At 61.3% G+C, this 26,793-nt stretch carries 24 protein-coding genes; 10 read left to right on the top strand and 14 right to left on the bottom strand.

Features of this window, described 5'->3' with window-relative positions:
- Positions 1-32: 32 nt before the first annotated feature.
- On the top strand, positions 33-905 hold the full coding sequence (locus tag J2J98_RS18685; RefSeq protein ID WP_064708632.1) for a methylated-DNA--[protein]-cysteine S-methyltransferase: 873 nt from the start codon (positions 33-35) through the stop codon (positions 903-905).
- Between the two features lie 53 nt (positions 906-958).
- Here J2J98_RS18685 and J2J98_RS18680 read toward each other — a convergent pair whose 3' ends face one another.
- Positions 959-1,954 (bottom strand): sugar-binding transcriptional regulator, encoded by a 996-nt coding sequence (locus J2J98_RS18680; RefSeq protein WP_064708633.1) that lies wholly within the window; start codon positions 1,952-1,954, stop codon positions 959-961.
- Positions 1,955-2,378: 424 nt separating this feature from the next.
- On the opposite strand from J2J98_RS18680, the gene tal reads away from it, so the two are divergent.
- The 3 genes from tal to J2J98_RS18665 all read left to right on the top strand — a co-directional run bounded on the left by tal (position 2,379) and on the right by J2J98_RS18665 (position 4,666).
- A complete protein-coding gene (gene tal / locus J2J98_RS18675; RefSeq protein WP_064708634.1) occupies positions 2,379-3,344 on the top strand; it encodes a transaldolase in 966 nt (321 codons plus the stop codon).
- 93 nt (positions 3,345-3,437) lie between these two features.
- The gene (locus J2J98_RS18670; RefSeq protein WP_375337088.1) at positions 3,438-4,103 is read left to right on the top strand and encodes a DUF1345 domain-containing protein; all 666 of its coding nucleotides are present in this window, start codon (positions 3,438-3,440) and stop codon (positions 4,101-4,103) included.
- Between the two features lie 119 nt (positions 4,104-4,222).
- Entirely contained in the window at positions 4,223-4,666 is a 444-nt protein-coding gene (locus J2J98_RS18665) for a DoxX family protein (protein WP_138394961.1), read from the top strand.
- Positions 4,667-4,710: 44 nt separating this feature from the next.
- Here the strand turns inward: J2J98_RS18665 and J2J98_RS18660 are convergent, their stop codons facing one another.
- From J2J98_RS18660 to J2J98_RS18630, 7 genes are all read right to left on the bottom strand, one after another.
- A complete protein-coding gene (locus J2J98_RS18660; protein WP_126923204.1) occupies positions 4,711-4,884 on the bottom strand; it encodes a DUF1328 domain-containing protein in 174 nt (57 codons plus the stop codon).
- A gap of 120 nt (positions 4,885-5,004) precedes the next feature.
- Entirely contained in the window at positions 5,005-6,432 is a 1,428-nt protein-coding gene (locus J2J98_RS18655) for a gamma-aminobutyraldehyde dehydrogenase (RefSeq protein ID WP_207601810.1), read from the bottom strand.
- 13 nt (positions 6,433-6,445) lie between these two features.
- Positions 6,446-7,258, bottom strand: coding sequence for an ABC transporter permease (locus tag J2J98_RS18650; protein WP_207601809.1), 813 nt, complete (start codon positions 7,256-7,258; stop codon positions 6,446-6,448).
- Positions 7,248-8,210 carry an ABC transporter permease gene (locus J2J98_RS18645; protein WP_207601808.1) on the bottom strand — a complete coding sequence of 321 codons (963 nt, stop codon included), beginning with the start codon at positions 8,208-8,210 and terminating at the stop codon, positions 7,248-7,250. The genes J2J98_RS18650 and J2J98_RS18645 overlap by 11 nt, the downstream gene beginning before the upstream one ends.
- Positions 8,207-9,193, bottom strand: a complete 987-nt coding sequence (locus J2J98_RS18640; protein ID WP_138394957.1) for an ABC transporter ATP-binding protein — start codon at positions 9,191-9,193, stop codon at positions 8,207-8,209. Before J2J98_RS18640 ends, J2J98_RS18645 begins: the two co-directional genes overlap by 4 nt.
- 216 nt (positions 9,194-9,409) lie before the next feature.
- Positions 9,410-10,570 carry an ABC transporter substrate-binding protein gene (locus J2J98_RS18635; RefSeq protein WP_138394956.1) on the bottom strand — a complete coding sequence of 387 codons (1,161 nt, stop codon included), beginning with the start codon at positions 10,568-10,570 and terminating at the stop codon, positions 9,410-9,412.
- Positions 10,571-10,690: 120 nt separating this feature from the next.
- A complete protein-coding gene (locus J2J98_RS18630; RefSeq protein ID WP_018072713.1) occupies positions 10,691-11,599 on the bottom strand; it encodes a LysR family transcriptional regulator in 909 nt (302 codons plus the stop codon).
- A gap of 178 nt (positions 11,600-11,777) precedes the next feature.
- Here J2J98_RS18630 and J2J98_RS18625 point away from each other — a divergent pair, with 178 nt between their 5' ends.
- The gene (locus tag J2J98_RS18625; protein WP_138394955.1) at positions 11,778-12,515 is read left to right on the top strand and encodes a hypothetical protein; all 738 of its coding nucleotides are present in this window, start codon (positions 11,778-11,780) and stop codon (positions 12,513-12,515) included.
- Positions 12,516-12,646: 131 nt separating this feature from the next.
- On the opposite strand, the gene lysS is transcribed toward J2J98_RS18625, so the two are convergent.
- From lysS to J2J98_RS18600, 5 genes are all read right to left on the bottom strand, one after another.
- Positions 12,647-14,143, bottom strand: coding sequence for a lysine--tRNA ligase (gene lysS, locus J2J98_RS18620; protein WP_207601807.1), 1,497 nt, complete (start codon positions 14,141-14,143; stop codon positions 12,647-12,649).
- A 22-nt stretch (positions 14,144-14,165) separates the two neighbouring features.
- Positions 14,166-15,632, bottom strand: coding sequence for a glutamate--tRNA ligase (gltX, locus tag J2J98_RS18615; protein WP_207601806.1), 1,467 nt, complete (start codon positions 15,630-15,632; stop codon positions 14,166-14,168).
- 243 nt (positions 15,633-15,875) lie between these two features.
- The gene (locus J2J98_RS18610; RefSeq protein ID WP_138394952.1) at positions 15,876-16,625 is read right to left on the bottom strand and encodes a TerC family protein; all 750 of its coding nucleotides are present in this window, start codon (positions 16,623-16,625) and stop codon (positions 15,876-15,878) included.
- 99 nt (positions 16,626-16,724) lie between these two features.
- A complete protein-coding gene (locus J2J98_RS18605; protein WP_207601805.1) occupies positions 16,725-17,564 on the bottom strand; it encodes an AraC family transcriptional regulator in 840 nt (279 codons plus the stop codon).
- 106 nt (positions 17,565-17,670) lie between these two features.
- A complete protein-coding gene (locus tag J2J98_RS18600) occupies positions 17,671-18,351 on the bottom strand; it encodes a TetR/AcrR family transcriptional regulator (protein ID WP_207601804.1) in 681 nt (226 codons plus the stop codon).
- A gap of 151 nt (positions 18,352-18,502) precedes the next feature.
- Here J2J98_RS18600 and J2J98_RS18595 point away from each other — a divergent pair, with 151 nt between their 5' ends.
- The 5 genes from J2J98_RS18595 (at position 18,503) to xylA (ending at position 25,584) form a co-directional block, all read left to right on the top strand.
- On the top strand, positions 18,503-19,711 hold the full coding sequence (locus tag J2J98_RS18595; RefSeq protein WP_207601803.1) for an HlyD family secretion protein: 1,209 nt from the start codon (positions 18,503-18,505) through the stop codon (positions 19,709-19,711).
- 89 nt (positions 19,712-19,800) lie between these two features.
- Positions 19,801-21,402 (top strand): DHA2 family efflux MFS transporter permease subunit, encoded by a 1,602-nt coding sequence (locus J2J98_RS18590; RefSeq protein ID WP_207601802.1) that lies wholly within the window; start codon positions 19,801-19,803, stop codon positions 21,400-21,402.
- A 193-nt stretch (positions 21,403-21,595) separates the two neighbouring features.
- Positions 21,596-22,618 carry a LacI family DNA-binding transcriptional regulator gene (locus tag J2J98_RS18585; RefSeq protein WP_138394947.1) on the top strand — a complete coding sequence of 341 codons (1,023 nt, stop codon included), beginning with the start codon at positions 21,596-21,598 and terminating at the stop codon, positions 22,616-22,618.
- A 20-nt stretch (positions 22,619-22,638) separates the two neighbouring features.
- A complete protein-coding gene (xylB, locus tag J2J98_RS18580; protein WP_138394946.1) occupies positions 22,639-24,093 on the top strand; it encodes a xylulokinase in 1,455 nt (484 codons plus the stop codon).
- A gap of 180 nt (positions 24,094-24,273) precedes the next feature.
- Entirely contained in the window at positions 24,274-25,584 is a 1,311-nt protein-coding gene (xylA, locus tag J2J98_RS18575; protein ID WP_207601801.1) for a xylose isomerase, read from the top strand.
- A 66-nt stretch (positions 25,585-25,650) separates the two neighbouring features.
- Here xylA and J2J98_RS18570 read toward each other — a convergent pair whose 3' ends face one another.
- Positions 25,651-26,682 carry a LacI family DNA-binding transcriptional regulator gene (locus J2J98_RS18570; protein WP_138394945.1) on the bottom strand — a complete coding sequence of 344 codons (1,032 nt, stop codon included), beginning with the start codon at positions 26,680-26,682 and terminating at the stop codon, positions 25,651-25,653.
- Positions 26,683-26,793: the final 111 nt, after the last annotated feature.

Genomic DNA, 26,793 nt, shown 5'->3' with positions numbered 1-26,793 from the left:
TTGATTATCTCCTTGCTGCAAGGAGAAAGACCATGGACATGATTGCGAACCCGCAGACCGACATCACGCCTGACGGCCCTGATTACGACATCGTCCGTCGGGTCATCGAACTCATCACCGAGGATTACCGCGACCAGCCGTCGCTGGAGGCGATCGCCGCGCGGCTCAACCAGTCGCCGACGCAGCTGCAGAAGACCTTTACCCGCTGGGCCGGCCTCTCGCCAAAAGGTTTCCTGCAGGCGGTGACGCTCGACCACGCCAAGCGGCTGCTGCGCAAGGAAGATATGCCGTTGCTCGAGACGTCGATCGAAGTCGGCCTCTCCGGGCCGAGCCGCCTGCACGACCTTTTCGTTACCCACGAAGCGATGTCACCCGGCGAATGGAAGGCGAAAGGCGGCGGCCTCATCATCCGCTACGGCTTCCACATCTGCCCCTTCGGCGTGGCGCTGATCATGGTGACCGATCGCGGTCTTGCCGGCCTTGCCTTCAGCGATTCCGGCGGGGAACGGGCTTGCCTCGAGGACATGACCTGCCGCTGGCCGAATGCCGAATATATTGAAGACCTGCAGGCGACGATGCCCTATGCCGCCCGCATCTTCGAACCCGGGAAATGGTCTTCCGAGCAGCCGCTGCGCGTCGTGCTGATCGGCACAGACTTCCAGGTGCGTGTCTGGCAGAGCCTGCTGAAGATACCCTTCGGCAGGGCGGTCACCTATTCCGACATCGCCAACGAAATCGGCCGGCCGTCGGCGCAGCGGGCCGTGGGGGCGGCGGTGGGCGCAAATCCGATCTCCTTCGTAGTGCCTTGCCACCGGGCGCTCGGCAAAAACGGTGCGCTGACGGGTTACCACTGGGGCCTCACCCGCAAACGGGCGATGCTTGGTTGGGAATCGGCGCATGCGTAAAGTAAGCCGTGCTAAAAAGCACGGCATGAAGCGCGGCAAGCCAAATTGAAAGCTCACGGCGCGCTTCGGGCCTCTTCGGCCAGATCAAGCAATGCTTGCGCCGCGCCTTCATCGGTGATCAGGGTGTTGCAGCCGATGCGCTTGATCGTAGCGCGGATGGCGGTGGCCCGGTGGGCGCCGCCCGAGGAAAGCACGATGTGCTTGGCCTCCTTCAGCATGTCGAGATCCACCGACATCACGCGCTGGTTGATCGAGTGGTCGACCGAATGGCCGTCCTTGTCGAGAAAGTTGAACATGGTGTCGCAGACGCAGCCGGCATTGATCAGTTCCTGCAGCTCGGCCTTCGATATCCATCCTTCCGATAGCGAGGTCGAGTGCGGCCCGATATCACCACAACTGACGATGGCGAGATCGAGATTCTCGGCGAGACGGTAGATCGTGTCCAACCCGCATTTGTCGATCAGATTGCGTTTGGTCTCGACGGAATCGACGAGAAGCGGCGCCAGGAACATATAACATTCGGCGCCGAGCTGATTTGCCAGCCGCCAAGTGTAATCGATCGGGTTCGTCTGGTGCACGGCAACGATGCCGCCGAGCAGCGAGACGACCTTACAATTGGCGCGGCGTGGCGGCCGGAAGCTCGCTAGCGAGGCGGTCATGGTGCGGCCCCAGCCGACACCGATCGTATAGTCGTCGGGGATGGCTTCTGAGAGGAACTGGCCGAGCGCCAGACCGACATTCTTTGCCAGCGAATCGACGTCGCAATGAACCGGCGCAGGCACGACGATCGCCTCGTCGAGGCCATAGGCACGCTCCAGCTTGACCGAAAGCTCGACGCAATCACCGATCGAATCGTTGATCCAGATCTGGACTTCGCTGCGCTTCATCGACTCGTCGAGCAGCCGGATCACCGTCGTCCGGCTGATGCCCAGCTGTTCGGCGACGTCCTTCTGGGTCAGGCCCTCATTGTAGTAGAGCCATGCGGCCCTCAGTCGCAGCGAGGAGGCCTCGGAATAGGCGGTATGGGTGCCGCGTTTGAGCTTGACCACGTCTCCTCCCGCAGGATTTTCGCCTAAACCCCTGGTGGCGAAAGGCTGCGCCTGTGCGCTTGCTGTTGGGATAATGACGGGCGTGACACTTATGTCAACTGAAATGCACAAATGTCCTTGACTTTTCCTAGGCTGCGCGTTGATAGTCCTCGCGACATGAAGTCGTTCCTGTCCGTCCGAGGAGGACATAGTGCGGGCATGCCGAAAGTCACGACCGGCCTTTGCGCCGCAGGCGATATTGCCTGCGTTCGAGCAGCCGTTCACACCGGGCCGGAACACGTCGACTGTCCCTCACGTTTATGAATCATCCGTGACGGAAGCGCGTATATTCGCCTGCAGCATGCAAACCATCTGTCCCAAGATCATCTCTTTGCCGGGCGGAAGTCGCGCCGGTCCGCTCTGAATTCAATAAGGATCACCAACCATGACATCCAAGCTTGACCAACTCCGCGAGATTACCACCGTCGTCGCCGATACCGGCGATATTCAGGCGGTCGCCCGCCTGAAGCCGGTTGATTGCACGACCAACCCATCCATCGTTCTCAAGGCGCTCGGCACCGAAATGTTCGCCGACGACATGAAGGAAGCGATCGCCTGGGGCAAGAAGCTCGGCGGCGATGCAAATGTCGCTGCTGCAGCCGTTGCCGACCGCCTTGCCATCTCCGTCGGCGCTGCCCTGGTGAAGCTCGTTCCCGGCCGCGTTTCGACGGAAGTCGATGCCGACCTGTCCTTCGATACAGAAGCATCGCTGAACAAGGCACGCAGCATCATTGCCGCCTACAAGGAACGCGGCATCGAGAAAGACCGTATCCTCATCAAGCTGGCCTCCACTTGGGAAGGTATTCGCGCAGCGGAAATCCTGCAGAAGGAAGGCATTGACTGCAATCTGACGCTGCTCTTCTCCAAGGCACAGGCGATCGCCTGCGCCGATGCCAAGGTTTTCCTGATCTCGCCTTTCGTCGGCCGTATCCTCGACTGGTACAAGAAATCGACGGGCAAGGATTTCACCGCCGAGGAAGATCCGGGCGTCCTGTCCGTCCGTGAAATCTACAATTACTACAAAGCCAATGACATCAAGACGGTTGTCATGGGCGCATCCTTCCGCAATACCGGCGAAATCGAAGCGCTGGCCGGCTGCGACCGCCTGACCATCGCTCCGAACCTGCTCGACGAGCTGTCGAATGACCTGGGCAAGCTCGAGCGCAAGTTGTCGCCTGAAACGGTCAAGCCGGCCGCGAAAATCGCCGTCGACGAAAAGACCTTCCGCTGGATGATGAACGAAGACGCGATGGCGACCGAAAAGCTCGCCGAAGGTATCCGCGCTTTCGCCAAGGACTTGGGGACGCTGCGCAGCATGGTGCAAAAGGAATTGCAGCTCGCCGCGGCCTGATAGGGTACGGCAAAGGATCGCAGGCGCGGTGGCCTACTGGCAACCGCGCCTTTTTCATGCTGTTATCAAAGACCTATGCGGCCGGAGGCGAAGATGGAGGAGGAACGGACAACGTCTCTGGCGGTGCTTTCCTCCCGACATGCAAGCTTCATCATCGCCGCCCTTGTCGGCTTGGCAGTCTTCCTGGCCGTGACCTCGCGGGAAGTCAGCGCCCGCAACGTGCTGTTCGGATGGAACGCCAGCGCCGGCGTCTTCATCGCGCTCAGCTGGCGCAAGATGCTGCGGGCGACGGTCGAGAGCATCCGGAAGCGCTCTGAGGACCTCGATTTTTCCGACACGGTCTTGCTGGCTCTTTCGATCGGCGCGGCGCTTGCGAGCATCGCCGGCATCGGCCTCGAGCTGCATTCGATCAAAGAGGCGACGCCCGATGTCGCGCTGGTCCGGGCCGGTGGCGCGGTGCTGACGATCTTGATCTCCTGGGTCTTCCTGCACACGCTCTTCACCATCCATTATGCTCATTATTTCTACGGCGGGGCGGACGATGAGGGCGGCCTGAAATTCCCCGACGGAATCGACGAGCCCAGATATTGGGATTTCCTCTATTTCTCCTTCACCATCGGTGTTGCCGCGCAGACGGCGGATGTCGCGGTCAGTTCGACCAGCATGCGCAAGCTGACGCTGCTGCACGCTGTGCTGTCGTTCCTGTTCAATACGACAATTCTGGCATTGGCGATCAATGTCGGGGCGAGTTTGCTATAATAGGCCGTGCCCCGGGCGATCTGGAGAATTCGAGCATCGCACGCATCCAAGGCAGCACGGGCGGGAGATCGAGGCAGCAGCAGGGCAGGCGGACTATCTGCTCTGGGCAGGAGGCTATCATGGAAAGCGCCGCAAGCAGGTACCGACCGGCCGATCTTGTCCTGCTCCTCGGCAGGCTTTTGCTGTCGCTGATCTTCCTGCACGAAGGCTGGTCACTTGCGGCGGATCTCGCGGCGACCATCGACACCTTCGCGAAATTGGGACTGTCGGCGCCGGTAGCCTTCGCTACCATCGCCCTTCAGCTCGGCGCCGGCGCTTCCGTCGCGACTGGTTTCCTCGGCAGGCTCGGAGCCGCGGCGCTGGCGCTCTTCTGCCTGGCGACCGCTTTGCTCTTCCACACGAACTTTGCCAGTCAAAACGAGCTCCTGCATTTCGAGAAGGATCTGGCGATTGCCGGCGGCATGTTCGTCCTGGTGGCTACCGGTGCCGGATCGATATCGGTCGACAATCTGCTGAAAAGGCGGACTCGAGGCGTTCCTCCCTGGCTGAGGGCCATGATGTGACGCATCCGTCCGCATTCGACGGTCTCAGCTGGCGTCCGAACCGTTCACAAGACCGCCTGGCCGGCCAGCAGTGCCAGAACCAGGAAGATCAGGAAGATCACCAGCGCGATACCGAAGAGCACCCGGGCGATGGTCGCGGTGGCGGCTGAGACGCCGGAGAAGCCAAAGAAGCCGGCGATGATCGAAATAACGAAGAATATCAGAGCCCATTTCAGCATGACATCATCCTTTGCGTTTGCCTGAAAAGACGCGGCAACCGGGAAAATGTTCCGCGTCGCGCGAAACGGATGGTGTTCTCTGCTGTCGGGGTCGCTGCTATATCCTTGCCGGGTTCACCGTCAGCCGTGATTGATCATCACATGGCGAACGGCGGTATAATCCTCCAGCGCGTAGACCGACATGTCCTTGCCGTAACCTGATTGTTTGAGGCCGCCATGCGGCATCTCGTTGACCAGCATGAAATGCGTATTGATCCAGGTGCAGCCATATTGCAGCCGGGCGGCGGTCTTCATGCCGCGGCCGATATCCCTGGTCCAGACCGAAGAGGCGAGACCGTAATCGCTGTCGTTCGCCCAGGCGATGGCATCCTCGGCGTCGGAGAAACGGGTGACCGAGACGACCGGGCCGAAGACCTCGCGGCGGACGATCTCGTCGTCCTGCAGGGCACCAGCAATGACAGTCGGAGTGAAGAAGAAGCCCTTATCGCCGGAGACCTTGCCGCCGGTGGTGATTTCCATGTGCTTGTGCTCGGAAGCGCGGGCGACGAAGCTTTCGACGCGGTCGCGCTGGCGCCTGGAAATCAGCGGCCCGATCTCGTTTTCGGTATCGTCAGACTGGTTGAAGCGGATGCTGGCGACAGCAGACGAGAGATCGGCGACGAAATTGTCGTAGACCCTGGCGTCGGCATAGATGCGGCAGGCGGCGGTGCAATCCTGGCCGGCATTGTAATAGCCGAAGGTGCGGATGCCCGACACGACGGCATCTATATCGGCATCGTCGAAGACGATGACAGGGGCCTTGCCGCCGAGTTCGAGATGGGTGCGTTTGACCGTCTTGGCGGCGGCCTGCAGCACCTTCTTGCCGGTCGCGACATCGCCTGTGATCGAGATCATGCCGATCTTGGCGTGATTGATCAGGGCGTTGCCGACGCTTTCGCCGCGGCCAAGAATGACGTTGACGACGCCTTCGGGAAGGATGTCGGAGAGCAGCTTCGCCATCTTCAGCGCCGTCAGCGGCGTCTGCTCGGACGGCTTGAAGACGACGGTATTGCCGCCGGCAATTGCCGGCGCAAGCTTCCAAGCCATCATCATCAGCGGATAGTTCCATGGCGCGATCGAGCCAACGACGCCGATCGGATCGCGGCGGATCATCGAGGTATGACCGGGCAGATATTCGCCGGCGGCCGGTCCATGCAGATTGCGCACCGCGCCTGCGAAGAAGCGATAACAATCGACGATCGCCGGGATTTCGTCGTTCAGCACAGAATTGATCGGCTTGCCGCAGTTCAGCGCCTCCAGCGCTGCGAAACCTGCGGCGTCCTTCTCGATGGCGTCGGCGATCTTCAGCAGATAACCGGAGCGCTCGGAAGGCGTCGTCTGCGACCAGCTCGCGAAGGCTTTTTCGGCGGCATCGACGGCGGCGTCTATCTGGGAAAGCGAGGCCTCGGGAAGATCGATCACTGTCTCGCCGGTCTTCGGGTTCAGGATGTGCTCCTCCGTCTCCGTGCCTTTTTCGAAGCGGGAACCGATCAGCATTTTTGTATCCATGATGTTCTCCCTGTTATTTGCCGGCGCCGGCGATCTGGTCGCCGTCGCGGGTGAGGTAAAAGGCTGCCAGGATCGGCAGGAAGGTGACGAGCACCACGACCATGGCCACCACGTTGGTGACGGGGCGCTGGCGCGGGCGGATGAGTTCTTCGAGCATCCAGATCGGCAGGGTCGATTGCTGGCCGCCGGTGAAGGTGGTGACGATGACCTCGTCGAATGACAGGGCAAAAGCGAGCATGCCGCCGGCCAGAAGAGCGGTGCCGATGTTCGGCAGGATGACATGGCGGAAGGTCTGGAAGCCATCGGCGCCGAGATCCATGGAGGCTTCGATCAGCGAGCTCGAGGTGCGGCGGAAGCGGGCGACGGCGTTGTTGTAGACGACGACCACGCAGAAGGTGGCGTGGCCGAGCACGATGGTCCAGACGGAAAATGGGATGTCGAAAAGGCTGAACGCCGACCGCAGCGCAATACCGGTGATGATGCCCGGAAGGGCGATCGGCAGGATGACCAGCAGCGAGATCGCCTCGCGGCCGAAGAATTTCGTCTGGCTGACGGCTGCCGCGCAGAGCGTGCCGAGAACAAGCGCGATAGCGGTTGCGATGACGGCGACCTGCAGGGAGAGGCCCAGCGCCGACCAGACGTCAGGCCGGTCCCATGCGACCGCGAACCATTGCAGCGTCAGCCCGGGCGGCGGCCACTGATAGCTCTTTTCCTCGGTCGTGAAGGCATAGACGAAGATCAAGAGGATCGGCAGATGCAGGAAGAGCAGTCCGACTGCAGCGGCGATCTTCAGGAGCAGCGGCGCTGTGTTGCGATCAGAGCGCATCGAAGGCTCCCTGTTTCTTGGCGAGCCACAGATAGAGCGCCATGATGACGATCGGCACGACCGAAAAAGCCGCCGCCAGCGGCACGTTGCCGGCCGTTCCCTGTTGGGCATAGACGGCCTGGCCGATGAAGAGCCTGGACGACCCGATGATCTGCGGAATGATGTAATCGCCCAATGTCAGCGAGAAGGTGAAGATCGAACCCGCGACTATACCTGGCAGCGCCAAAGGCAGCAGCACAGTGCGGAAGGTCTGGCGCGGTGTGGCGCCGAGATCCGCCGACGCTTCGATCAGGTTACCGGGCACACGCTCGAGCGCCGCCTGCGTCGGCAGGATCATATAGGGCAGCCACACGTAGACGAAGACGATGAAGGTGCCGAGGTAGCTTACCGAAAGCGAATTGCCGCCGATAACCGGCAGGTCCAGCACGCTGTCCAGCAGCCAGGCGAGATGGAGCTTCTCGAAGATCCAGGTAAGAATGCCTTCCTTGGCGAGGATCAGCTTCCAGGCGTAGATCTTGACGAGGTAGCTCGACCAGAGCGGCAGCATGACGCCAAGATAGAAGAGCGCCTTCCACTTTCCCTGGGCGTAACGGGCGGCGTAGTAGGCGATCGGAAAGGCGACGAATGCGGAGGCGACGGTGACCAGTGCGGCCATCACGACCGTACGCATAATAATGTCGAAGTTCGTCGGGCTTAGAAGCTGGGCGTAGGTCGACAGCGTGAATTCGTAGTTCACCAGTCCCGAGAAATCATCGATCGAGAAGAAGCTCTGCAAGAGCAGGGCGACCAGCGAGCCGATATAGATGATGCCGAGCCAGAGCAGGGGCGGAGTCAGCATCAGGAACAGCAAGAGCTTCGGGTGTCGCCAGAGGGCGTCTGACATCAGGCCGAAGACGCCGCTGCGTCCCGGAAGGATCGATGTCTTGCCGTCGGACATGATGAGAGCCGTCATGCCGCATCGTCCATATAGTGGATATCGGCGGGCTGCCAGGCGAGGCGGATGCCGGCGCCGACATCCGGCACAGGCGCGCCGGCCGGCAGGGTGACATGCAGGCGGCTGCCTCTGAGGTCGACGCTGAGACGGGTCGCCGCACCGAGGAAGCTAGCATTTTCGACCTTCGCCTCGACGCCGTCGCTTGCCAGCCGGATCGCCTCGGGGCGCAGGCTTGCCCAGCGCTTCTCTCCGCCGAGCGCTGCCATCAGATCAGGCGCGATTACGTTGGACGAGCCGACGAAATCGGCGACGAAGCGGGTCCTCGGGCAGCGATAAATTTCCTGCGGCGTGCCGTGCTGGACGATGTTGCCATTGTTGAAGACGGCGACGCGATCGGCCATGGACAGCGCTTCGCCCTGGTCATGCGTCACGAAGACGAAGGTGATGCCGAGCGCGCGCTGCAGGCTCTTCAGTTCCTCCTGCATCTGTTCGCGCAGCTTCAGGTCAAGCGCGCCAAGCGGCTCGTCGAGAAGCAGCACTTTCGGCTTGTTGACGAGGGCGCGGGCAAGCGCCACGCGCTGCCGCTGGCCGCCGGAGAGCTGACCGGGCCGGCGGGCGCCATAACCCGGCAGCTTGACGAGCTCGAGTGCGTCGCCCGCCGCCTTCGTCCGCTCGGCCTTGCCGACGCCCTTGACCATCAGTCCGTAGGCCACGTTGTCGATAATGTTGAGATGCGGGAAGAGCGCATAGTCCTGGAAAACGGTGTTGACGTTGCGCCGATAGGGCGGAACGCCGTCGGCAGTCTCGCCGAAGATCTGAATGCGGCCCCCCGTCGGCTGCTCGAAGCCGGCGATCAGTCTGAGACACGTCGTCTTCCCGGAACCGGACGGTCCGAGCATGGCGAAGAACTCGCCTGGCGCGATCTCCAGATCGACGCCGTCGACGGCGCGAACCTGGCCGAAATGGCGCGATACCTGCTGGAAACGGACGGCTGACGTCATTGGGAGACTCCAGGATAGCTATCTTCTGCCGTGTAAGCCCCTCATTTGCCCTGCCGGGCACCGACCGGAGTCGAGCCACGGGTCTCGACCCGTCCTTCGGACCCCCGCGTGGGGAGAAGGGGACACAGAGCGCTGCTTTCGCTCACCAGCTTGTCGCGGGGCACGTCCCTCTCCCCGCAGGCTGGGAGAGGGTTAGGGTGAGGGGCTGTGACGCAACTACCTTCCGCCGATCACGCCGATATAATCCGACACCCAGCGATGATAGGGAACGCATTCGCTCTGCGTCGCGCATTTGGCGACCGGGGTTTTCCAGAACTTGATCTTGTCGAAATGATCGAAGCCGTTGGTGGCGCAGCCGGCATCGCCCATCAGCTCGTTACCCTTGCAGGCGGCGGGAACGGAGGGCACGGCGCCGAACCAGGCGGCGGCGTCGCCCTGGACCTTGGCCTGCAACGAATGTTCCATCCACATATAGGCGCAATTCGGGTGTTCGCTGTCGGCGTGCAGCATTGTCGTGTCGGCCCAGCCGGTGACGCCTTCTTCCGGGAACGTGGAGGCGATCTTCTGCTTGTCGGCCTGCAGCAGGTTGACCTGGAAGGGCCAGGAACCGGAGGCGACGACGCCTTCGTTCTTGAAGTCGTCGATCTGGATCATCGCGTCGTGCCAGTAACGCGAGACGAGCTTGCGCTGGCCGCGCAGCAGGTCCAGAGCGGCCTTGTACTGGTCTTCGGTCAGTTCATAGGGATCCTTGATGCCGAGATCCGGCTTATGGGCCATCAGATACATCGCCGCATCGGCGATATAGATCGCGCCGTCATAGGCCTGGACGCGGCCCTTGTTCGACTTGCCGTCGGGCAGGGTCTGCTCCTCGAAGACGACACCCCAACTGGTCGGTGCCTTGTCTTTGAAGGCGTCGGTATTATACATCAGGACGTTCGGCCCCCAGAGATAGGGCACGCCGTAATGTGCGCCGCCGACCGTATACCACGGGCCGTCCTGCAGGCGCTTGTCGACATTCTTGAAGCTCGGAATCAGATCGGTATTGATCGGCTGGACGCGCTTGCCCGCGATGAGGCGCAGCGATGCGTCGCCGGATGCGGTGACGAGATCGAAGCCACCTTCGTTCATCAGCGACACCATTTCATCGGAAGTGGCGGCAGTCTTGACGGAGACTTTGCAGCCCGTCTCCTTTTCGAAGCCGGTGACCCAATCGTAATTCTTGTCGGTTTCACCGCGCTCGATGTAGCCGGCCCAGGCGACGATGCTGACCGCGCCTTCGCCCTTACCCAAGGCCTTCAGCGGTTCGGCGGCGACCCCCTGTGTCGCGAAGCTGAGGCAGGCGAGCGCTGCCGTGCAGGATTTCAAGAGATTCTTCATCATCCGTCTCCCGGTTTGGTGCCACTTTCTGTGGCCGTTCGTTCCCGGATGAAAAGGTGACGCGAAAATGCCGCTTTCGCAAATTCATTTATCAGAAAGGCGGTATCGGAAATTCCGATATCACCTGATGCGGCCGGAGCGCATGCTTTCGGCGATGCCGACGAAATCGCGGGCCGCCTGCGGCAGGCTGGAGCCCTTGCGCCAGACCATCCCGACCTGCACGACCGGCAGCGAGCCGGAGACGTCGCGGCTCTCGATGCGGTCGCCTTCGAGCGACCAGGGTCGATAGACGAGATCGGGAAGCAGTGCGACGCCGGCACCTGTCGCAACCAAGCTGCGCACCGCTTCGACCGAGCGGGTGCGGAAGGCGACATGCGGGCGGGCGCCGAGCGCCGATAGCAGCTTGCCGGTGTTCTCTTCGATTTCGTCGACCGTCAGCATGATCAGCGGTTCACGAGCGATATCGGCGACCGAGATGATGTCGGCCGACACCAGCGGATGGCCCATGGGCAGCCATAGCCGATAGGGCGAGGTTTCGAGGATCTCCGCCTGCAGCGCCATGCGGTCGCGCAGGTTTGATATCACCATGACGGCCACGTCGAGCTCGCCGCCGACCAGCAGGTGTTCAAGGTAGCCGCCATTGTCCTCAATGGCGCTGACCTCAATGCCCGGACAGGCGCGCCGGTATCGCGCCAGCAGATCGGAGAGGACGTAGCCGGCGACAAGCGAGGTAACGCCGATGTTCAAGGTGCCGGAGAGGGCACTCTGCTGGCCGGAGAAGCTGGTTCGCGCATCGGAGACGGAGGCGAGAATCTTGGTCGCGTGACGGAGGAACTGATGTCCGTTGTGGGTGATGGTCAGGCCACGCGGATGGCGCTCGAAAAGCTCGACGCCAAGGTCGGTTTCCAGCTCCTTCAGCGCTTCGGTCACTGAGGATTGCGAGATCGAAAGGTTCTGCGCGGCTCGCGTCACTGAACCCTGTTCTGCGACGGCCACGAAATATTGGACCTGGCGGAGCGTGAAGGCCATGGGCTTATAGAGCATGGCGCGATGCGCCGTGGCAAGCGGCTGGAAAAGACGGACCTTTTTTGGTTTTTTTCAAAACGGGGCAGGCTTTGCATGTTCACTTAAACTTTCGGAAACGTCATTTCCCTAGCATTCCCAGCACCTGTCCTGCGTTGGAGTTTGAAATGGCGGAGCAGTTGGCGTGAAGGCCTTACTGCGCATATTCCGGCCTTCCCGGAAATTGGCAATCATCATCGGCGGAGTCGCGCTTCTGGCGGGCGTTTCCGGCGGTGCGGCGATTTATGTCGGTAAGGACAGGCTGGTCGGCGTCTCCGGTGGCGGTGGGCTCGAATGCAGCGACGTCAACCTCGTGACGATCAGGAAGCAGGATCATCTCTGGGTGCGGAAGTACATCAAGACCGAACCGACCGATGGCGTGACGCGGGTCAGGACCGCACTCCGTGTTGCCCAGGCCGTCTACGCCGCGCAGAAACCGGATCTGGTACAGGTGGTGGTGCTTGATGAGAATGGCCCGACGCTGCGCGCCGATATTCGCGGCCGGGCGATTGGCGCCGATGTCGTCTTCATTCCGCACCCCGACAAGGCCATTCCCGGCCTGGACGACAAGCGTTTTACGGCGCGCTACTATGACGGCAAGGCCAGCGAAAATGGATTGTTCTTCGGCGAGCGCATCGAGCTGCCGGCCGATGAGATCGCCATGATCAGCGCCTCGTTCAAGGATCCCGAAGATTGTGTCGACCCGGTCGCCGTCGCCTCGACCAAGCACGATGAAAAGGGCAAGACGGACGCAGGCGGCGGACATGGCACAGCACCGGCCGCCGAAAGTGAAGCCGCGCCCGCTGCAGAGAATGAGGGCGCCGACGTGGTCGCCGAGGCGCCGGCCGAAGAGCCGCCGGAGGAAGCCCCGAAGGCGCATTGACTTGCTGAATTTTGCATTTACGCAATTGCCTACGGAAAACCGCTTCGCACTTTTCCTGGAATTGATCTTGCCAGCATGAAAAAGCGGAGCGCCGGGCGGCATTCCGCTTTCGTTTCTTATGCGTTTTTCCCTCAGTCGGCTTTGCTGCGGCGGGCCGGGAAGAGGATGACGTCGCGGATCGACGGCGCGTTGGTCAGAAGCATGATCAGGCGGTCGACGCCGATGCCGAGGCCGCCGGCCGGCGGCATGCCCTGGTCGATCGCGTCGAGGAATTCGTCGTCCAGCTGCTTTTCCTTTTCGCCGCGGGCATGCGCCTGTTCCAGCTGCTCGACCATTCGGCGGCGCTGTTCCTCGGGATCATTGAGTTCCGAGAAGGCGTTGCCGAGTTCCCAGGCGTTGCAATAGGTCTCGAAGCGTTCGACAAGCCGCGGCTCGCCCGGCACTTCCTTTGCAAAGGGCGAGATGTCCTTCGGGAAATGCGTGACGTGGGCAGGCTGGATCAGCGTGGCTTCGACCTTTTCCTCGAAGATGAAGGCAAGGCATTCGCCCCAGGTCCAGTCCTTCTCGACCGCGAATCCAGCGGCCTTGGCGGCGGCGCGGGCTTCTTCATCGGTCTTGATGGCGAGGAAATCGATACCGGTCGCTTCCTTGACGGCATCCGGCATCGGCACGCGCTTGAACGGTCCCTTGAAGGACAACCGCTTGTCGACGAAGTCGAATTCCGTCGTGCCGTGAATGGAGAGCGCCAAGGTCTCGAACAGCCGTTCGACGAGGTCCATCATGTCCTCGTAATCGGCATAGGCCCAGTAACACTCCATCATCGTGAATTCGGGATTGTGCCGGGTGGAGACGCCTTCGTTGCGGAAATTTCGGTTGATTTCGAAGACCTTGTCGGTGAGGCCCGAGACCAGCGTTCGCTTCAGGAATAGTTCCGGCGCGATGCGCAGGTACATGTCGAGCTTCAGCGTGTTGTGATGCGTCTTGAACGGCTCGGCAGTGGCGCCGCCATAGACCGAATGCAGCATCGGCGTCTCGACTTCCATGAAGCCGTCATTTTCCATGAAGCGGCGGATGCCGGAGACGATCTTCGAGCGCTGCTGGAAGCGCAGCTTCGAATCCTCGTTGGTCATGATGTCGAGATGGCGCTTGCGATAACGCAGTTCGATGTCGGAGAGGCCGTGCCACTTCTCGGGCATCGGCAGCAGCGACTTCGTCAGCATTTCGATCTTCTGCGCGTTGATCGTCAGTTCGCCGCGCTTGGTGCGGCGCACGATGCCGGTGACGCCGATGATGTCGCCGATATCGATCATCGGCAGCAGGGCGCGGGCTTCCTCGCTCGTCACATCCTTGTGCGAGAAGATCTGGATCTTCCCGGATGCATCACGGAGATCCATGAACATGCCCGAGTTGCGCGAGGAGTAGACGCGGCCGGCGACCGTCACGACGTCCTTTGTCTCGACGTCGGCTCCCAGAGATTCATACTTGGCGCTCAGTTCGGCATTGGTCAGCGTCCGGTGGAAATGCGCCGGATAGACGTCGCCGATCTGATCGCGCAACAGCTTCAGCTTTTGGGCGCGCACCTCGGTCGCGTCGGAGGAGAGGGTGTTTTCGGTCTTGTTGTCAGCCACTGTCGAAATCCTCTGACTATTCTTACTTCGAGCCGACGAGGGCTGCGACCGCCTGGGCGGCGAGCTTCAGACGCTGTCGCACGACGGAGCGTCCGAGGATTGCCATGGAATCGAAGAGCGGCAGGGAGCGCGACGAGCCGGAGACGGCGACGAAGAGCGGCGAGACCACGACCTTCAGCTTCTTGCCCATGCGGTCGGAGATCGCGCGCAGTTCCGCCTCGATCGTCTCGACGTTCCATTCGAGGATCTTTTCGAGATCCGGCTGGACGGTGTTGAGGATCTCCAGGATCTCTTCCGGCGGCGACTTGATCTTAGCGAAGTCGGAAGGCTGCAGGCCGAGATCGGACTTCAGCAGGAAGCCGGCGAGATCGGGCAATTCGCCGAGCTTGGAAATGCGCGTCTGCGATAGGCGCAGGCCCGCCATCAGGCGGTCGTTTTCCATCGCCCAGGTCAGCACGCGCGCCTGAAATTCCTCTTCGGAAAGTTTCTCGCGGATCCAGCGGCCGTTCAGCCAATCAAGCTTCTGGATATCGAAGATTGCGCCGGCCTTGGAGAGATTGTCCGGGTCGAATTTTTCGGAGAGCTCATCCATCGTCAGAAGCTCTTCGCCCTCGGCGATCTGCATGAAGAACAGGCCGAGGAAATTCATCAGCGCTTCGGGGATATAGCCGAGCGCCGAGTAATAGGAGATCGAGGTCGGGTTCTTGCGCTTCGATAGCTTCGACTTGTCGGCGTTGCGCATCAGCGACAGATGCATGAAGACCGGCTGATCCCAGCCGAAATAGCGATAGAGCAGGATGTGCTTCGGCACAGAAGCCAACCATTCCTCGCCGCGCGCCACGTGGGTGATCTTCATCAGATGGTCGTCGATGACGTTGGCCATATGATAGGTCGGCATGCCGTCGGCCTTGATCAGGACCTGCATGTCGACGGAATCCCATGGAATGGAGACATCGCCGTAGACGCCATCGGTGAAGTCGCAGGAGCCTTCGGTCGGTATCTTCATGCGGATGACAGTCGTTTCGCCAGCCGCCATGCGCGAGGTGACTTCCTCGGCCGTGAGGCTCAGGCAGAGACCGTCGTATTTCGGCGGCTTCCCGGCGGCGCGCTGCGCATCGCGCATCTGCTCCAGCCGCGCCGGCGTGCAGAAACAGCGGAAGGCATGGCCCTTGTCCAGCAATTCCTGGGCGTAGGGCTGGTACATCGGCTTGCGGTCGGACTGGCGATAGGGGCCGTAGGGGCCGCCGATATCGGGGCCTTCCTTCCATTCCAGTCCGCACCATTTCAGCGCGTCCAGCACCTTCGTCTCGAATTCCGGAGTCGAGCGCGTCGCATCGGTATCCTCGATGCGCAGGATGAACTCGCCACCGTGCTTCTTGGCGAAGAGGTAGTTGAAGAGAGCGATGTAAGCGGTGCCGACATGCGGCTCGCCGGTCGGCGAGGGAGCGATGCGGACGCGGACACCGGAAGCTGTCCCGGAAACTGTCATTGTGTGTGCCCGTCAATGAATGCCGGACGGCTTTCACGGGAAAGCGACGTTCGGCGGAAGGATGCAGATATCTTCGGCAAACCGGCCGAAAAAAAGGGCATGCGCCCGCACCATCCGCCGATCGTCCGTTCGGCTGGCCTTAGGCCATATTCAACCGAGCGCGTCAAGGAAAACCACGTCCGCAACGGCTTCCCGGTCCGGAGAGGGGCGCGCCGGTTGCCCGCGCGCCCTCCCGTATCAGCCTCAATGCGCGCCTTCGCGTTTGCGCTTGCGGGCGTTGCGCGCGAACATGTTCAGCACCTCGACCAGCGCCGAGAAGGCCATGGCGGCGTAGACGTAACCCTTCGGTACGTGGAAGCCCATGCCTTCGGCGATCAGAGTCGTGCCGATCATCAGCAGGAAGGCGAGCGCCAGCATGACGATCGTCGGGTTCTTCTCGATGAAGTTGGCGAGCGGAGTCGCCGCGACCAGCATGACGGTAACGGCGGCGATGACGGCGATCACCATGATCGGCAGGTGCGGCGTCATGCCGACGGCGGTGATGATGCTGTCGACGGAGAAGACCAAGTCTAGCAACAGGATCTGGCCGATGGCTGATGCGAAACCTGTCGTGACGGATGTCGCAATGAAATCCTCCTGATGATCGACCGGATCGACCGTGTGGTGAATTTCCTTGGTCGCCTTCCAGACGAGGAACAGGCCGCCGGCGATCAGGATCAGATCCTTCCAGGAGAAGCCGTGTCCGAAAGCTTCGAACAGCGGTTCGGTCAGTTGCACGATCCAAGCGACGGTGCCGAGCAGCGCCAGGCGCATGATGAGGGCCAGACCGATACCAATCTTGCGGGCCTTCTCCCGGTGCTCGGGGGGCAGCTTGTTTGTGAGAATGGAAATGAAGATCAGGTTGTCGATGCCGAGAACGACTTCCATCACCACCAGCGTGATGAGCGCCACCCAGGCCGCCGGATCCTGAATGAGCGTCATAATTTCCTGCATTAGTCTATATCCCCTTGCGTCACCGATGACGCCCGCAATGTAGTGTCCGCGGCCTGCTGCGCAAGCGCCGCAAGGGGATATACGAAATCGATGTGACTTTTATTCCCTGATAGGTAGCCAGATTTCAGTGACGCCCACGCCGGTATAGGGATCGAAACGTTCGTCATAACGTTCGAACATGTCGGGCATGTCAGCGTGCTCCAGGCCCGACGTTGGCCACCATGCGCCGAAAATCCGATTCATGGTCGAGGAAATGCCGGAGACATGGCCGCGATGGGTGAAGACAGCGTAGCGCTGGCCCGGAAGCCTAAGCGTCGTAAAATGCGGCGGCAGGTCGCCGGTATTAGATATTTCGGCCGCGGCCATATAGCGGAATTTCTCTGCTTCACCATTGATATGGGTACAGATGCCGTAGGCGACATTGCCCTTCTGGCTGGAGATATGGCCGAAATGGGCATTGAACCTCTGCCAGAGGGAGGGAATGGCGGCATTGTCGCCGTGAGCATAAATCTCCTGCAGGCCGGCAAAGAGCATCGGCTGAAGGCTTTCGAAGCGGGGCGGTTCGAGGTCGTTGAGGTGGGCGGGGTCCATTCTGATCGGCTCCATCAAGACAAGATTGCGGGCGTGCCCCTGTTTGCGCACCGCATCCGGCGTCATGCCGAACTGGTCGCGGAAGGCACGGGTGAAAGCTTCGTGCGAGCCGTAGCCCGCGCAAAGCGCAACCTCGAGAATGGTAGATGAACCGCCGACCAAGGCGGGCACGGCGCGGCTGAGGCGCCGCCCTCTGATATAGCCGCTGATCGAGTGGCCGGTGACCAGCCCGAAGACGCGCGACAGATGGTAGCGCGACAATCCGGCTGCTTCCGATATCTCCTCCAGCGATATATCGCTTTCGAAATGGCTCTCTATGAACCAGATCGCCCGTGCGATGGCGCTCATTCTCACTCCCCTGGTTGCGGCTTCTTCCTTAGAGAAAAGCCGAAAGCCGGGTTTGATCGTTCTTGCGGAGTTTTGGCCGATGCAAGGGAGCGGTCAAGAAAACGTATCAGGCGGTGTCGTGCCGGCGCGCGCCATAGGCTGCCATGAAGACCCTGATCGCACCCCGGATGACCCGGTCGATCTCTTCGCGGCTCGGCGGTTCTTCCATGCTGCCGAACAGGCGCAGCTTGAAGAAACTGCCGCTGGCGAGATCGAGAAACTGGCCGGCGGCGAGATCGATATCATCGATCTCGAGTGTGCCCTCGGTGATGTGGCGCTCCAGGAAATCGCGCATGATGGTGCGCAGATTGACCGGACCCTTGAAGAAGCGCTGACAGAGGGCCGGCATGCGGTCTCGGACGCCGAGAACGGTGCGCATTGCAGTGATGACCTTTTCGTCGGTCATGTGGGTGACGAAGCTTATCCCGAATTCGTACAGTCCGGATTCGGGATCGTCATGCTCGGCGAGCGCCGTGCGCACTGCGGCCACGAAGGCGGCGCGCTCGTTCTCGACCATTGCCGAAAACAGCTCTTCCTTGTTGGTGAAGTAGACGTAGAGCGTCCCCTTGGAAACGCCGGCCTCACGCGTCACATCGTTCATGCTGGCGGCATCGAAGCCCATTTTCATGAAGACGCGTTTGGCGCCATCGAGGATCTGCTGGCGCTTGGCTGGATCTTCGCCCGCGGCAAATCGGCCCCCAGCAGGAGGAGGGCTGAAGACGGCGGCATTGTCGGATTTCAGCGTCATGTCTCCTTAACCGTTTTTGCGGCTTCGCCTGTACCTTAAAAGAAATCGAACCGATTGGTTCTATCCATCTTGATATGACGACAAAAGAGGTTTATGTCAACTGAACCGAACCGTTCAGTTCGATCAATTACTCCAAGATCGGTAAGTGCCCATGTCGAGCAACCAGAAAAGCAGCGTCGCGCGTATCGTCAGCGAAAACGCCGAAGCCGAAGAGGCAAAGGTCGCGGCCGTTGCGGAGGCCCCGACGGCTGAAGCACGCGAGAAGCCGTCTGCCCCCGCGCAGTCGGCGCCGGCTTCGGTCGCAGCTCCTGCGGCTGCGAAGAAGCGCCGCAGTCCGGTGCTGCCGATCGTGGTGCTTGCTCTTCTCGCAGGCGGCGCTTGGTATGGTTACGAATGGTGGACGAACGGCCGCTTCATGGTGTCGACCGACGATGCCTATATCGAGGGCGATATCGCAACGATTTCGCCGAAGGTCACGGGCTATGTCGCGAAGGTGAACGTCGTCGCCAACCAGGAAGTCAAAGCCGGCGATGTGCTCGCTACGCTCGACAATGGCGACTACCAGAACGCGCTCGATCAGGCCCAAGCCCAGATCGCCACCGAAAAGCTTTCGCTGCAGCGCATCGATGCGCAGATCGAAGGCGCCAATGCGAGCTTCGCACAGGCGCAGGCGCAGAAGGTGGCACTCGAAGCGGCCGTTCGCGGTGCCGAAATCACCCAGAAGCGCCAGAGCGAGCTTCAGGCAAAGTCGGTCGGCACCGCCGCCGATCTCGACAATGCCAACATCGCACTCGACCAGGCCAAGGCCAATCTTGCCGCAGGCGACGCCAACATTGCCGCCGCGCGTGCCAACATCACCATCCTTCAGGCCCAGCGCAAGGAGGCGGAGGGTTCGGTGCGCTCGCTGGAAATTTCGCGTGATAAAGCCGCCCGTGACCTCTCCTTCACCGTGCTCAAGGCGCCTTATGACGGCATCGTCGGCAACCGCTCCGTCCAGGAAGGCGATCTCGTCTCGCCTGGCCAGCGCCTGATGGCGCTCGTTCCGGTGCGTGAGCTTTATATAGACGCCAATTTCAAGGAAACGCAGATCCAGCATCTCGTTCCGGGCTCGAGGGTCGACGTGCATGTCGATGCTTATGACGACCATCCGATCGTCGGAACCGTTGTTTCGATTTCGCCGGCGTCCGGCTCGGTCTTTTCACTGCTGCCGCCGGAAAATGCGACGGGCAACTTCACCAAGGTGATCCAGCGTGTGCCGGTGCGTATCGCGCTGCCGCAGGATGCGCTCGACAGCGGGCGTCTGCGCGCGGGCCTGAGCGTCGTCGTCGACGTCGACACCCGCACGGCGCCGAGCAAGTAAGCCTTTAGGGCAATTCCAGCAAAAGTGTGCAGCGGTTTTGCGTCCGGAATTGCGTGAAAAAATTGCTCTGGAAAGGCGGAGGTGGTCCCATGGCCGGAAGTGCGACTGCAACAGCGGGTACTGTTCCGGCAGCGCCCGCTCACGCCGAGGACCGCATGGATCCGAGGAAGCTCATCGCCTTCTTTGCGATGGTGCTCGGCATGTTCATGTCGATCCTCGATATCCAGATCGTCTCGGCCTCGCTTGCCGAGATCCAGGCTGGCCTTTCGGCCGGCAGCGATGAGATCGGCTGGGTGCAGACATCATATCTGATCGCCGAAGTGATCATGATCCCGCTCTCGGGCACGCTGGCGCGCATCATCTCGACCCGTTATCTCTTCGCGATCTCGGCTGCGGGCTTCACCATGGCGAGCGCGCTTGCGGCAACGGCGACGAATATCGACCAGATGATCGTCTATCGCGCCATTCAGGGTTTCATCGGCGGCGGCATGATTCCGTCGGTCTTCGCGGCTGCCTTCACCATCTTCCCGCCGTCGAAACGCAGCATCGTCTCGCCGATCATCGGCCTGATCGCAACGCTGGCGCCGACCATCGGCCCGACAGTCGGCGGCTATCTCAGCCACGCCTTCTCCTGGCATTGGCTGTTCCTGGTCAATATCATTCCGGGAATCATCGTTACGATCGTCACCTGGAACTTCATCGATTTCGACAAGCCGGAACTGTCGCTCTTCAAGAAGTTCGACTGGTGGGGGCTGGTTTCGATGGGCGTCTTCCTCGGCGCATTGGAATATGTGCTCGAAGAGGGCAACTCCAACGACTGGTTCAACGACGAGTCCATCGCCATCGCGGCCGTTGCGTCGGGCGTCGCCGCCATCATATTCTTCCATCGCGCCTTTTCAGTGGAGTTCCCTGTCGTCGATCTCAAGGCCTTTGCAAACAGAAACTTCTCCTTCGGCTCGGTCTTCTCCTTCGTCATGGGTATCGGCCTTTATGGCCTCACCTATATCTACCCGGTCTATCTCGGCCGCATCCGCGGCTATGATTCTCTGATGATCGGCGAGACGATGTTCGTTTCCGGACTGGCGATGTTCTTCACCGCGCCGATCGCCGGCCGGCTGTCGACCAAGATGGACCTGCGCCTGATGATGGTGATCGGTTTCGTCAGCTTCGCCGCCGGCACATATATCATGATGCACCTGACGGCGGACTGGGATTTCTACGAGCTCTTCATTCCGCAGATCCTGCGCGGTTTCGGATTGATGATGTGCATGGTGCCTATCAACAACATTGCGCTCGGCACGATGCCGCCCTCGCGCATTCGTGGTGCGTCCGGTCTGTTCAACTTGACGAGAAACCTCGGCGGCGCCGTCGGCCTTGCCGTCATCAACACCGTGCTCACCAACCGGCAGGATGTGCACTACGAGCGGCTGCGCGAGAATGTCGACTGGGGCAATCCGGCTGCGATCGATCAGATGAACAACATGGCCGCCAATTTCAACACCTATGGCATGGACGGTGCGTCGGTCGCGATCAAGCAGATGGTCAACCTTGCCACCAGGCAGGCGGTCATTCTCTCCTTCAGTGACGTATTCCTGATCCTGACCGTACTTTTTCTCGCGATGATCCTCGGTGTCGCGATGATCAAGAAACCCGCGCCGCAAGGCGGGGGAGGAGGTGGCGGCGGCCACTGACCTCCGGCTTCCGCCCCTCGAAAAGGCCCTCTCCGGAGGGCCTTTTTGTTTGCCGTCCTTCGACTTTTATGTCAACGGAGTGTGATGCCGGAAGCGAACCGGGCAGCGCCTGAAATCGGTGCGCGAACTGGCCGTTCGATTTTTTGATTTACGTACATCAAAATTAGCGCTAATGGTCTCGTCGGGAGGAATGATGAGGCCAACTGTTCACGATATCGCCGCCGCCGCCGGGGTTAGCCTAGCGACTGTCGACCGGGTGCTCAACCAGCGCCCGGGAGTGCGTCATGTCACGCGGGAGAAGGTAGAGACCGCGATCCGGCAGCTCGGTTATGTCAGGGACGTCGCCGCCGCCAATCTTGCCAAGGGACGCACCTATCCGCTGGTATTCATTCTGCCGGCCAGCGACAATTCATTCATGCACGGCCTCAATGCCGAAATCCGGCAAGCGATCCTCCGCTCGCCTGCTGAACGCACCGATATTCGCACCATCGAGGTGCCTGCCTTCGATCCGGCCGCCCTCGTCGCAGTGCTCGAAGGGCTTTCCCGCGAAAAGCCTTGCGGCATCGCGATGGTTGCGACCGATGCGCCGGAGGTGCGTGCCGTCGTCGACAGGCTGGTGCGTGCCAGCTTTCCTATCGTGACGCTGGTGTCCGATCTTACCGGCTCGCTGCGTCATCACTACGCCGGCGTCGAAAACATCGCGGCAGGCCGCACAGCGGCCCGTCTGCTCGGCCGGTTCCTCGGGCCGCGAAAGGGCGAGATCGCCGTGCTCGCCGGCTCCATGCTGGTGCGCGACCATCGCGAGCGGCTGGAAGGTTTCACCTCGGTCATGGCAGAGGAATTTCCCGATCTTGCGATCCTTCCGGTTCTGGAAGGCCGTGACGATCCGGAGATCGCTCATATGCTGGTCGCCGAGGCACTTGGGAATGCCGACATTATCGGCGTCTACAGTCTCGGCGCCGGCAACCGCGGCCTTATCAGGGCGCTGAAGGAGAAGGCTGTCGACCGGACGCTGACGGTCATTGCCCATGAACTGACCGCGCACACGCGCGCGGCGCTCATCGACAACACGATCGATGCGATCCTCAATCAGGATGCCGGTCATGAGGTGCGCAGCGCAATCCGCGTGCTGAAGGCCAAGGCGGACGGGCTCGCCGTCATCGAATCGCAGGAGCGTATCCGCCTCGACATATTCCTGAAGGACAATCTGCCGTAACGGCAAAGGGAGAATGCCACATGTATCTCGGTCTCGATCTCGGAACCTCCGGCGTCAAGGCGATGCTGATCGACGGCGACCAGAAGATCGTCGGTTCGGCGAATGGTTCGCTCGATGTCTCGCGCCCGCATTCCGGCTGGTCGGAACAGGAACCGGCTCACTGGGTGCGCGCTACCGAAGAGGCCGTAGCAGGCCTCAAGGCGAAACATCCCAAGGAGTTCGCAGCGATCAAGGGCATCGGCCTTTCAGGCCAGATGCATGGCGCCACTCTTATCGACGCCGCCGACAAGATATTGCGGCCTTGCATTCTCTGGAACGATACGCGCAGCCATGTCGAAGCCGCCGCACTCGATGCCGATCCGCGTTTCCGCGCGCTGACCGGCAATATCGTGTTTCCCGGCTTTACGGCGCCCAAACTCGCCTGGGTCAAGAAGCATGAGCCCGAGATTTTCGCGAAGGTCGCCAAGGTGCTGCTGCCGAAGGATTATCTGCGTCTCTGGCTGACTGGCGATTATATTTCCGAAATGTCGGATTCGGCTGGCACCTCCTGGCTCGACACGGGCAAGCGCGGCTGGTCGTCCGAACTGCTTGCCGCCACCGACCTTTCCAAGGAGCAGATGCCGGCGCTTGTCGAAGGTACCGAGCAGGCCGGCAGACTGCGGCCGGAACTCGCGGCGCAATGGGGCATATCGGGCACTGTCGTCGTTGCAGGCGGCGCGGGCGACAATGCGGCCTCGGCCTGCGGCATGGGCACTGTCAGCGATGGCGCGGCCTTCGTCTCGCTCGGCACCTCGGGTGTGCTTTTTGCCGCCAACGGCTCCTATCTGCCGAAGCCGGAGAGCGCCGTGCATGCCTTCTGCCACGCGCTGCCGAACACCTGGCATCAGATGGGTGTCATCCTCTCGGCCACCGATGCGCTCAACTGGCATTCCGGTGTGACAGGCAAATCCGCCGCCGAGCTCACCGGCGAACTCGGCGAGACACTGAAGGCGCCTTCCGGTGTCACCTTCCTGCCTTATCTCTCAGGTGAGCGCACGCCGCACAATGATGCCGTCATCCGCGGCGCCTTTATCGGTCTCGAGCATGAAAGCAGCCGTGTCGTGCTCACCCAGGCCGTGCTCGAAGGTGTGGCCTTCGCCATCCGCGACAATCTCGAAGCGTTGCGTTCGGCCGGGACGGGTATCGCGCGCGTGACGGCAATTGGCGGCGGTTCGCGCTCGCTTTACTGGCTGACATCAATCGCCACCGCGCTCGGCGTTCCGGTCGACCTGCCGGCCGACGGCGATTTCGGCGCGGCCTTTGGCGCCGCCCGTCTCGGCCTGATCGCAGCGACGGGGGCGGATCCGATCGCCGTCTGCACGCCGCCGGTGACGGCGAGCACCGTCGAGCCGGTCTCGGCGCTGAAGGGCGCTTACGAAGACGCGTATCAGCGCTACCGCGCATTCTATCCGGCGATCAAATCGCTGGCGCATTGAAACCTAGAGCCGGCGGCCCCCTCATCCGCCTGCCGTACCTTCTCCCCGCTGGGGAGAAGGGAATACGCCGCAACGTTTCCGTTTCCCTTCTCCCCTCGGGGAGAAGGTGGCCCGAAGGGTAGGATGAAGGGCTGGATGGCACGAACGACAAGACTGAACACGAACCCAAGGAGACCTGACATGAGCACCGGATTTTTCGGCGATATCCAGAGAATAAAATACGAAGGCCCGGACAGCACCAATCCGCTGGCCTTCCGCTACTACCAGCCGGACGAGATCGTTCTCGGCAAGCGCATGGAAGATCATCTGCGTTTTGCGGTGGCCTATTGGCACACCTTCACCTGGCCGGGCGGCGATCCCTTCGGCGGCCAGACCTTCCTGCGTCCCTGGTTCGAAGACTCGATGAAGGCCGCCAAGCTGAAGGCAGACGTGGCTTTCGAATTCTTCTCGCTGCTGGGCGCGCCCTACTACTGCTTCCACGATGCCGACGTGCGTCCGGAGGGCAAGAATTTTGCCGAAAACACCAAGAACCTGAACGAGATCGTCGATTACTTCGCCGAGAAGCAGGCCGCGACCGGCACCAAGCTGCTCTGGGGCACGGCGAACCTCTTCTCCAACCGCCGCTATATGTCGGGTGCGGCGACCAACCCGGATCCCGACGTCTTTGCTTTCGCGGCCGCGACGGTCAAGACCTGCATCGACGCCACGCAAAAGCTCGGCGGCGAGAACTACGTGCTCTGGGGCGGCCGCGAAGGCTATGAGACGCTGCTCAACACCGACCTCAAGCGCGAGCTCGACCAACTCGGCCGCTTCCTCAACCTCGTCGTCGAGTACAAGCACAAGATAGGCTTCAAGGGCACGATCCTGATCGAGCCGAAGCCGCAGGAGCCGACCAAGCACCAGTATGACTATGACGTCGCGACCGTCTACGGCTTCCTCAAGAAGCACGGCCTCGAAAACGAGGTGAAGCTCAATATCGAGCAGGGCCATGCGATCCTCGCCGGCCATTCCTTCGAGCATGAGCTGGCGCTGGCCAACGCGCTCGGCATTTTCGGCTCGATCGACATGAACCGCAACGACTACCAGTCCGGCTGGGATACCGACCAGTTCCCGAACAATGTTCCGGAAATGGCGCTTGCCTACTACCATGTTCTGGCAGGCGGCGGCTTCAAGACCGGCGGCACGAACTTCGACGCGAAGCTGCGTCGCCAGTCCCTCGACCCGGCGGATTTGCTGATCGGCCATATCGGCGGCATGGATTGCTGCGCTCGCGGCCTGAAGGCAGCCGCCAAGATGATCGAAGACAAGGCCCTGTCGCAGCCGCTCGCCGATCGTTATGCCGGCTGGGAAACGGCCGAGGCGCAGAAGCTCTTCCGCGGCGAGTATTCGCTCGACGAGATCACGCGTTACGTCGAGAGCCGCGACATCAACCCGCAGCCGAAATCCGGCAAGCAGGAACTGCTCGAAAACGTCGTCAACCGCTACGTTTGACAACATGCGCCGGCGGCCATCGGTCGCCGGCGCAGCCCCTCCTCGGCCGGCTGCAATCCATTCGATTCAGCGTTTCGACCAGCTGCGCGATGGTGCGGAGACGGAGTTTCGAACGACCAGATCCGGCCTCAGCAGGATTTCCGTCTCGGCCGGCTCTCCATCTGACAGGAGTTCCAGCAGCAGCGCCATGGCCTGTTTGCCGATCGCCGTTCTCGGCTGGCGGATCGTCGTCAGCGACGGGGATATGAAGACGGCTTGCGGTACGTCGTCGAAGCCGGTCACCGAGAAATCGCGAGGAATGTCGTAGCCGCGTGCGCCGAGCCCGATCATGACGCCGATTGCGGTCTGGTCGTTCACGCACATGAAGGCGGTCGGAAGCGTATCGCGCATGAAAAGCTGTTCAACGGCATGCCGGCCGCTTTCAATCGTGCCATCGCCTTCGAGCACGATCCTCAAATCGGGCGGGACTCCGGCAGCGTCAAGACCGGCATCGTAACCCAAGCGGCGCCGTGTAAAGGCAAGTCGGGTGCGGGAATCGCCGATGAAGGCGATCTTGCGATGGCCCTCGGCCAGCAGCAGGTCCACCGCCTTTCGCGCCCCCTCGGTATCGTCGACGCCGACATAGGGAATGCCGCCGTTGAATACCGGTTCGAAAACCCCGACGCTCGGCGGCAGCCGCGCGGTCATCGTCTGATGCCCAAAGGGCAGGATGCCGGTGAAGAGGATAAGGCCGGCGGCTTGGTTGGAGTTGAGGAATTTCAGATACTCCAGGCCGCGCTGGGCATCGTTCTGAGTGTGGCCGATCAGGACGCCATAGCCGTGGGCGCGCGCCTCGTTCTCCAGCCCGACGAGGATGTTGGAGAAATTCGGATCGCCGATGTCGGGCGCCACGACAAGGATCATGTTAGAGCGGCCGAGCCTCAGGCTGCGGGCCATGGCATTGGTCGTGTAACCGGTGATGGCGATTGCCTGGTTGACCTTGAGCCGCGTCGAGTTGGCGACCTTTTCCGGGGTGTGGATCGCCCGCGAAACCGTCGCGATGGAGACCTCGGCGATCCGGGCGACGTCTTCGATTGTTGCAGGCGTAGAATTCGACACTGGGCTCTGCCTTAAGGCTGTCTTCGCCGTGACACTACACAGACTTGTCGCGAGGTCAAAGGCAGGCCTCACCTCATCTGTGTAAATCCAAGATGTAAACCTTTACATGGC

The organism is Rhizobium bangladeshense (assembly GCF_017357245.1).
GTDB lineage: Bacteria > Pseudomonadota > Alphaproteobacteria > Rhizobiales > Rhizobiaceae > Rhizobium > Rhizobium bangladeshense.
Note: the sequence above shows the minus strand (reverse complement) of the source record. Positions and strands in the feature narration are given on the sequence as shown.

Coding starts and splice junctions, on each gene's coding strand:
- J2J98_RS18660 (WP_126923204.1), bottom strand. CDS start 4,884: ATGCTGAAATGGGCTCTGATATTCTTCGTTATTTCGATCATCGCCGGC.
- J2J98_RS18640 (WP_138394957.1), bottom strand. CDS start 9,193: ATGACGTCAGCCGTCCGTTTCCAGCAGGTATCGCGCCATTTCGGCCAG.
- J2J98_RS18685 (WP_064708632.1), top strand. CDS start 33: ATGGACATGATTGCGAACCCGCAGACCGACATCACGCCTGACGGCCCT.
- gltX (WP_207601806.1), bottom strand. CDS start 15,632: ATGACAGTTTCCGGGACAGCTTCCGGTGTCCGCGTCCGCATCGCTCCC.
- J2J98_RS18650 (WP_207601809.1), bottom strand. CDS start 7,258: ATGCGCTCTGATCGCAACACAGCGCCGCTGCTCCTGAAGATCGCCGCT.
- J2J98_RS18655 (WP_207601810.1), bottom strand. CDS start 6,432: ATGGATACAAAAATGCTGATCGGTTCCCGCTTCGAAAAAGGCACGGAG.
- J2J98_RS18670 (WP_375337088.1), top strand. CDS start 3,438: ATGGAGGAGGAACGGACAACGTCTCTGGCGGTGCTTTCCTCCCGACAT.
- J2J98_RS18590 (WP_207601802.1), top strand. CDS start 19,801: ATGGCCGGAAGTGCGACTGCAACAGCGGGTACTGTTCCGGCAGCGCCC.
- J2J98_RS18635 (WP_138394956.1), bottom strand. CDS start 10,570: ATGAAGAATCTCTTGAAATCCTGCACGGCAGCGCTCGCCTGCCTCAGC.
- J2J98_RS18665 (WP_138394961.1), top strand. CDS start 4,223: ATGGAAAGCGCCGCAAGCAGGTACCGACCGGCCGATCTTGTCCTGCTC.
- J2J98_RS18600 (WP_207601804.1), bottom strand. CDS start 18,351: ATGACGCTGAAATCCGACAATGCCGCCGTCTTCAGCCCTCCTCCTGCT.
- xylB (WP_138394946.1), top strand. CDS start 22,639: ATGTATCTCGGTCTCGATCTCGGAACCTCCGGCGTCAAGGCGATGCTG.
- tal (WP_064708634.1), top strand. CDS start 2,379: ATGACATCCAAGCTTGACCAACTCCGCGAGATTACCACCGTCGTCGCC.
- J2J98_RS18645 (WP_207601808.1), bottom strand. CDS start 8,210: ATGACGGCTCTCATCATGTCCGACGGCAAGACATCGATCCTTCCGGGA.
- xylA (WP_207601801.1), top strand. CDS start 24,274: ATGAGCACCGGATTTTTCGGCGATATCCAGAGAATAAAATACGAAGGC.
- J2J98_RS18610 (WP_138394952.1), bottom strand. CDS start 16,625: ATGCAGGAAATTATGACGCTCATTCAGGATCCGGCGGCCTGGGTGGCG.
- J2J98_RS18585 (WP_138394947.1), top strand. CDS start 21,596: ATGAGGCCAACTGTTCACGATATCGCCGCCGCCGCCGGGGTTAGCCTA.
- J2J98_RS18595 (WP_207601803.1), top strand. CDS start 18,503: ATGTCGAGCAACCAGAAAAGCAGCGTCGCGCGTATCGTCAGCGAAAAC.
- J2J98_RS18630 (WP_018072713.1), bottom strand. CDS start 11,599: ATGGCCTTCACGCTCCGCCAGGTCCAATATTTCGTGGCCGTCGCAGAA.
- J2J98_RS18605 (WP_207601805.1), bottom strand. CDS start 17,564: ATGAGCGCCATCGCACGGGCGATCTGGTTCATAGAGAGCCATTTCGAA.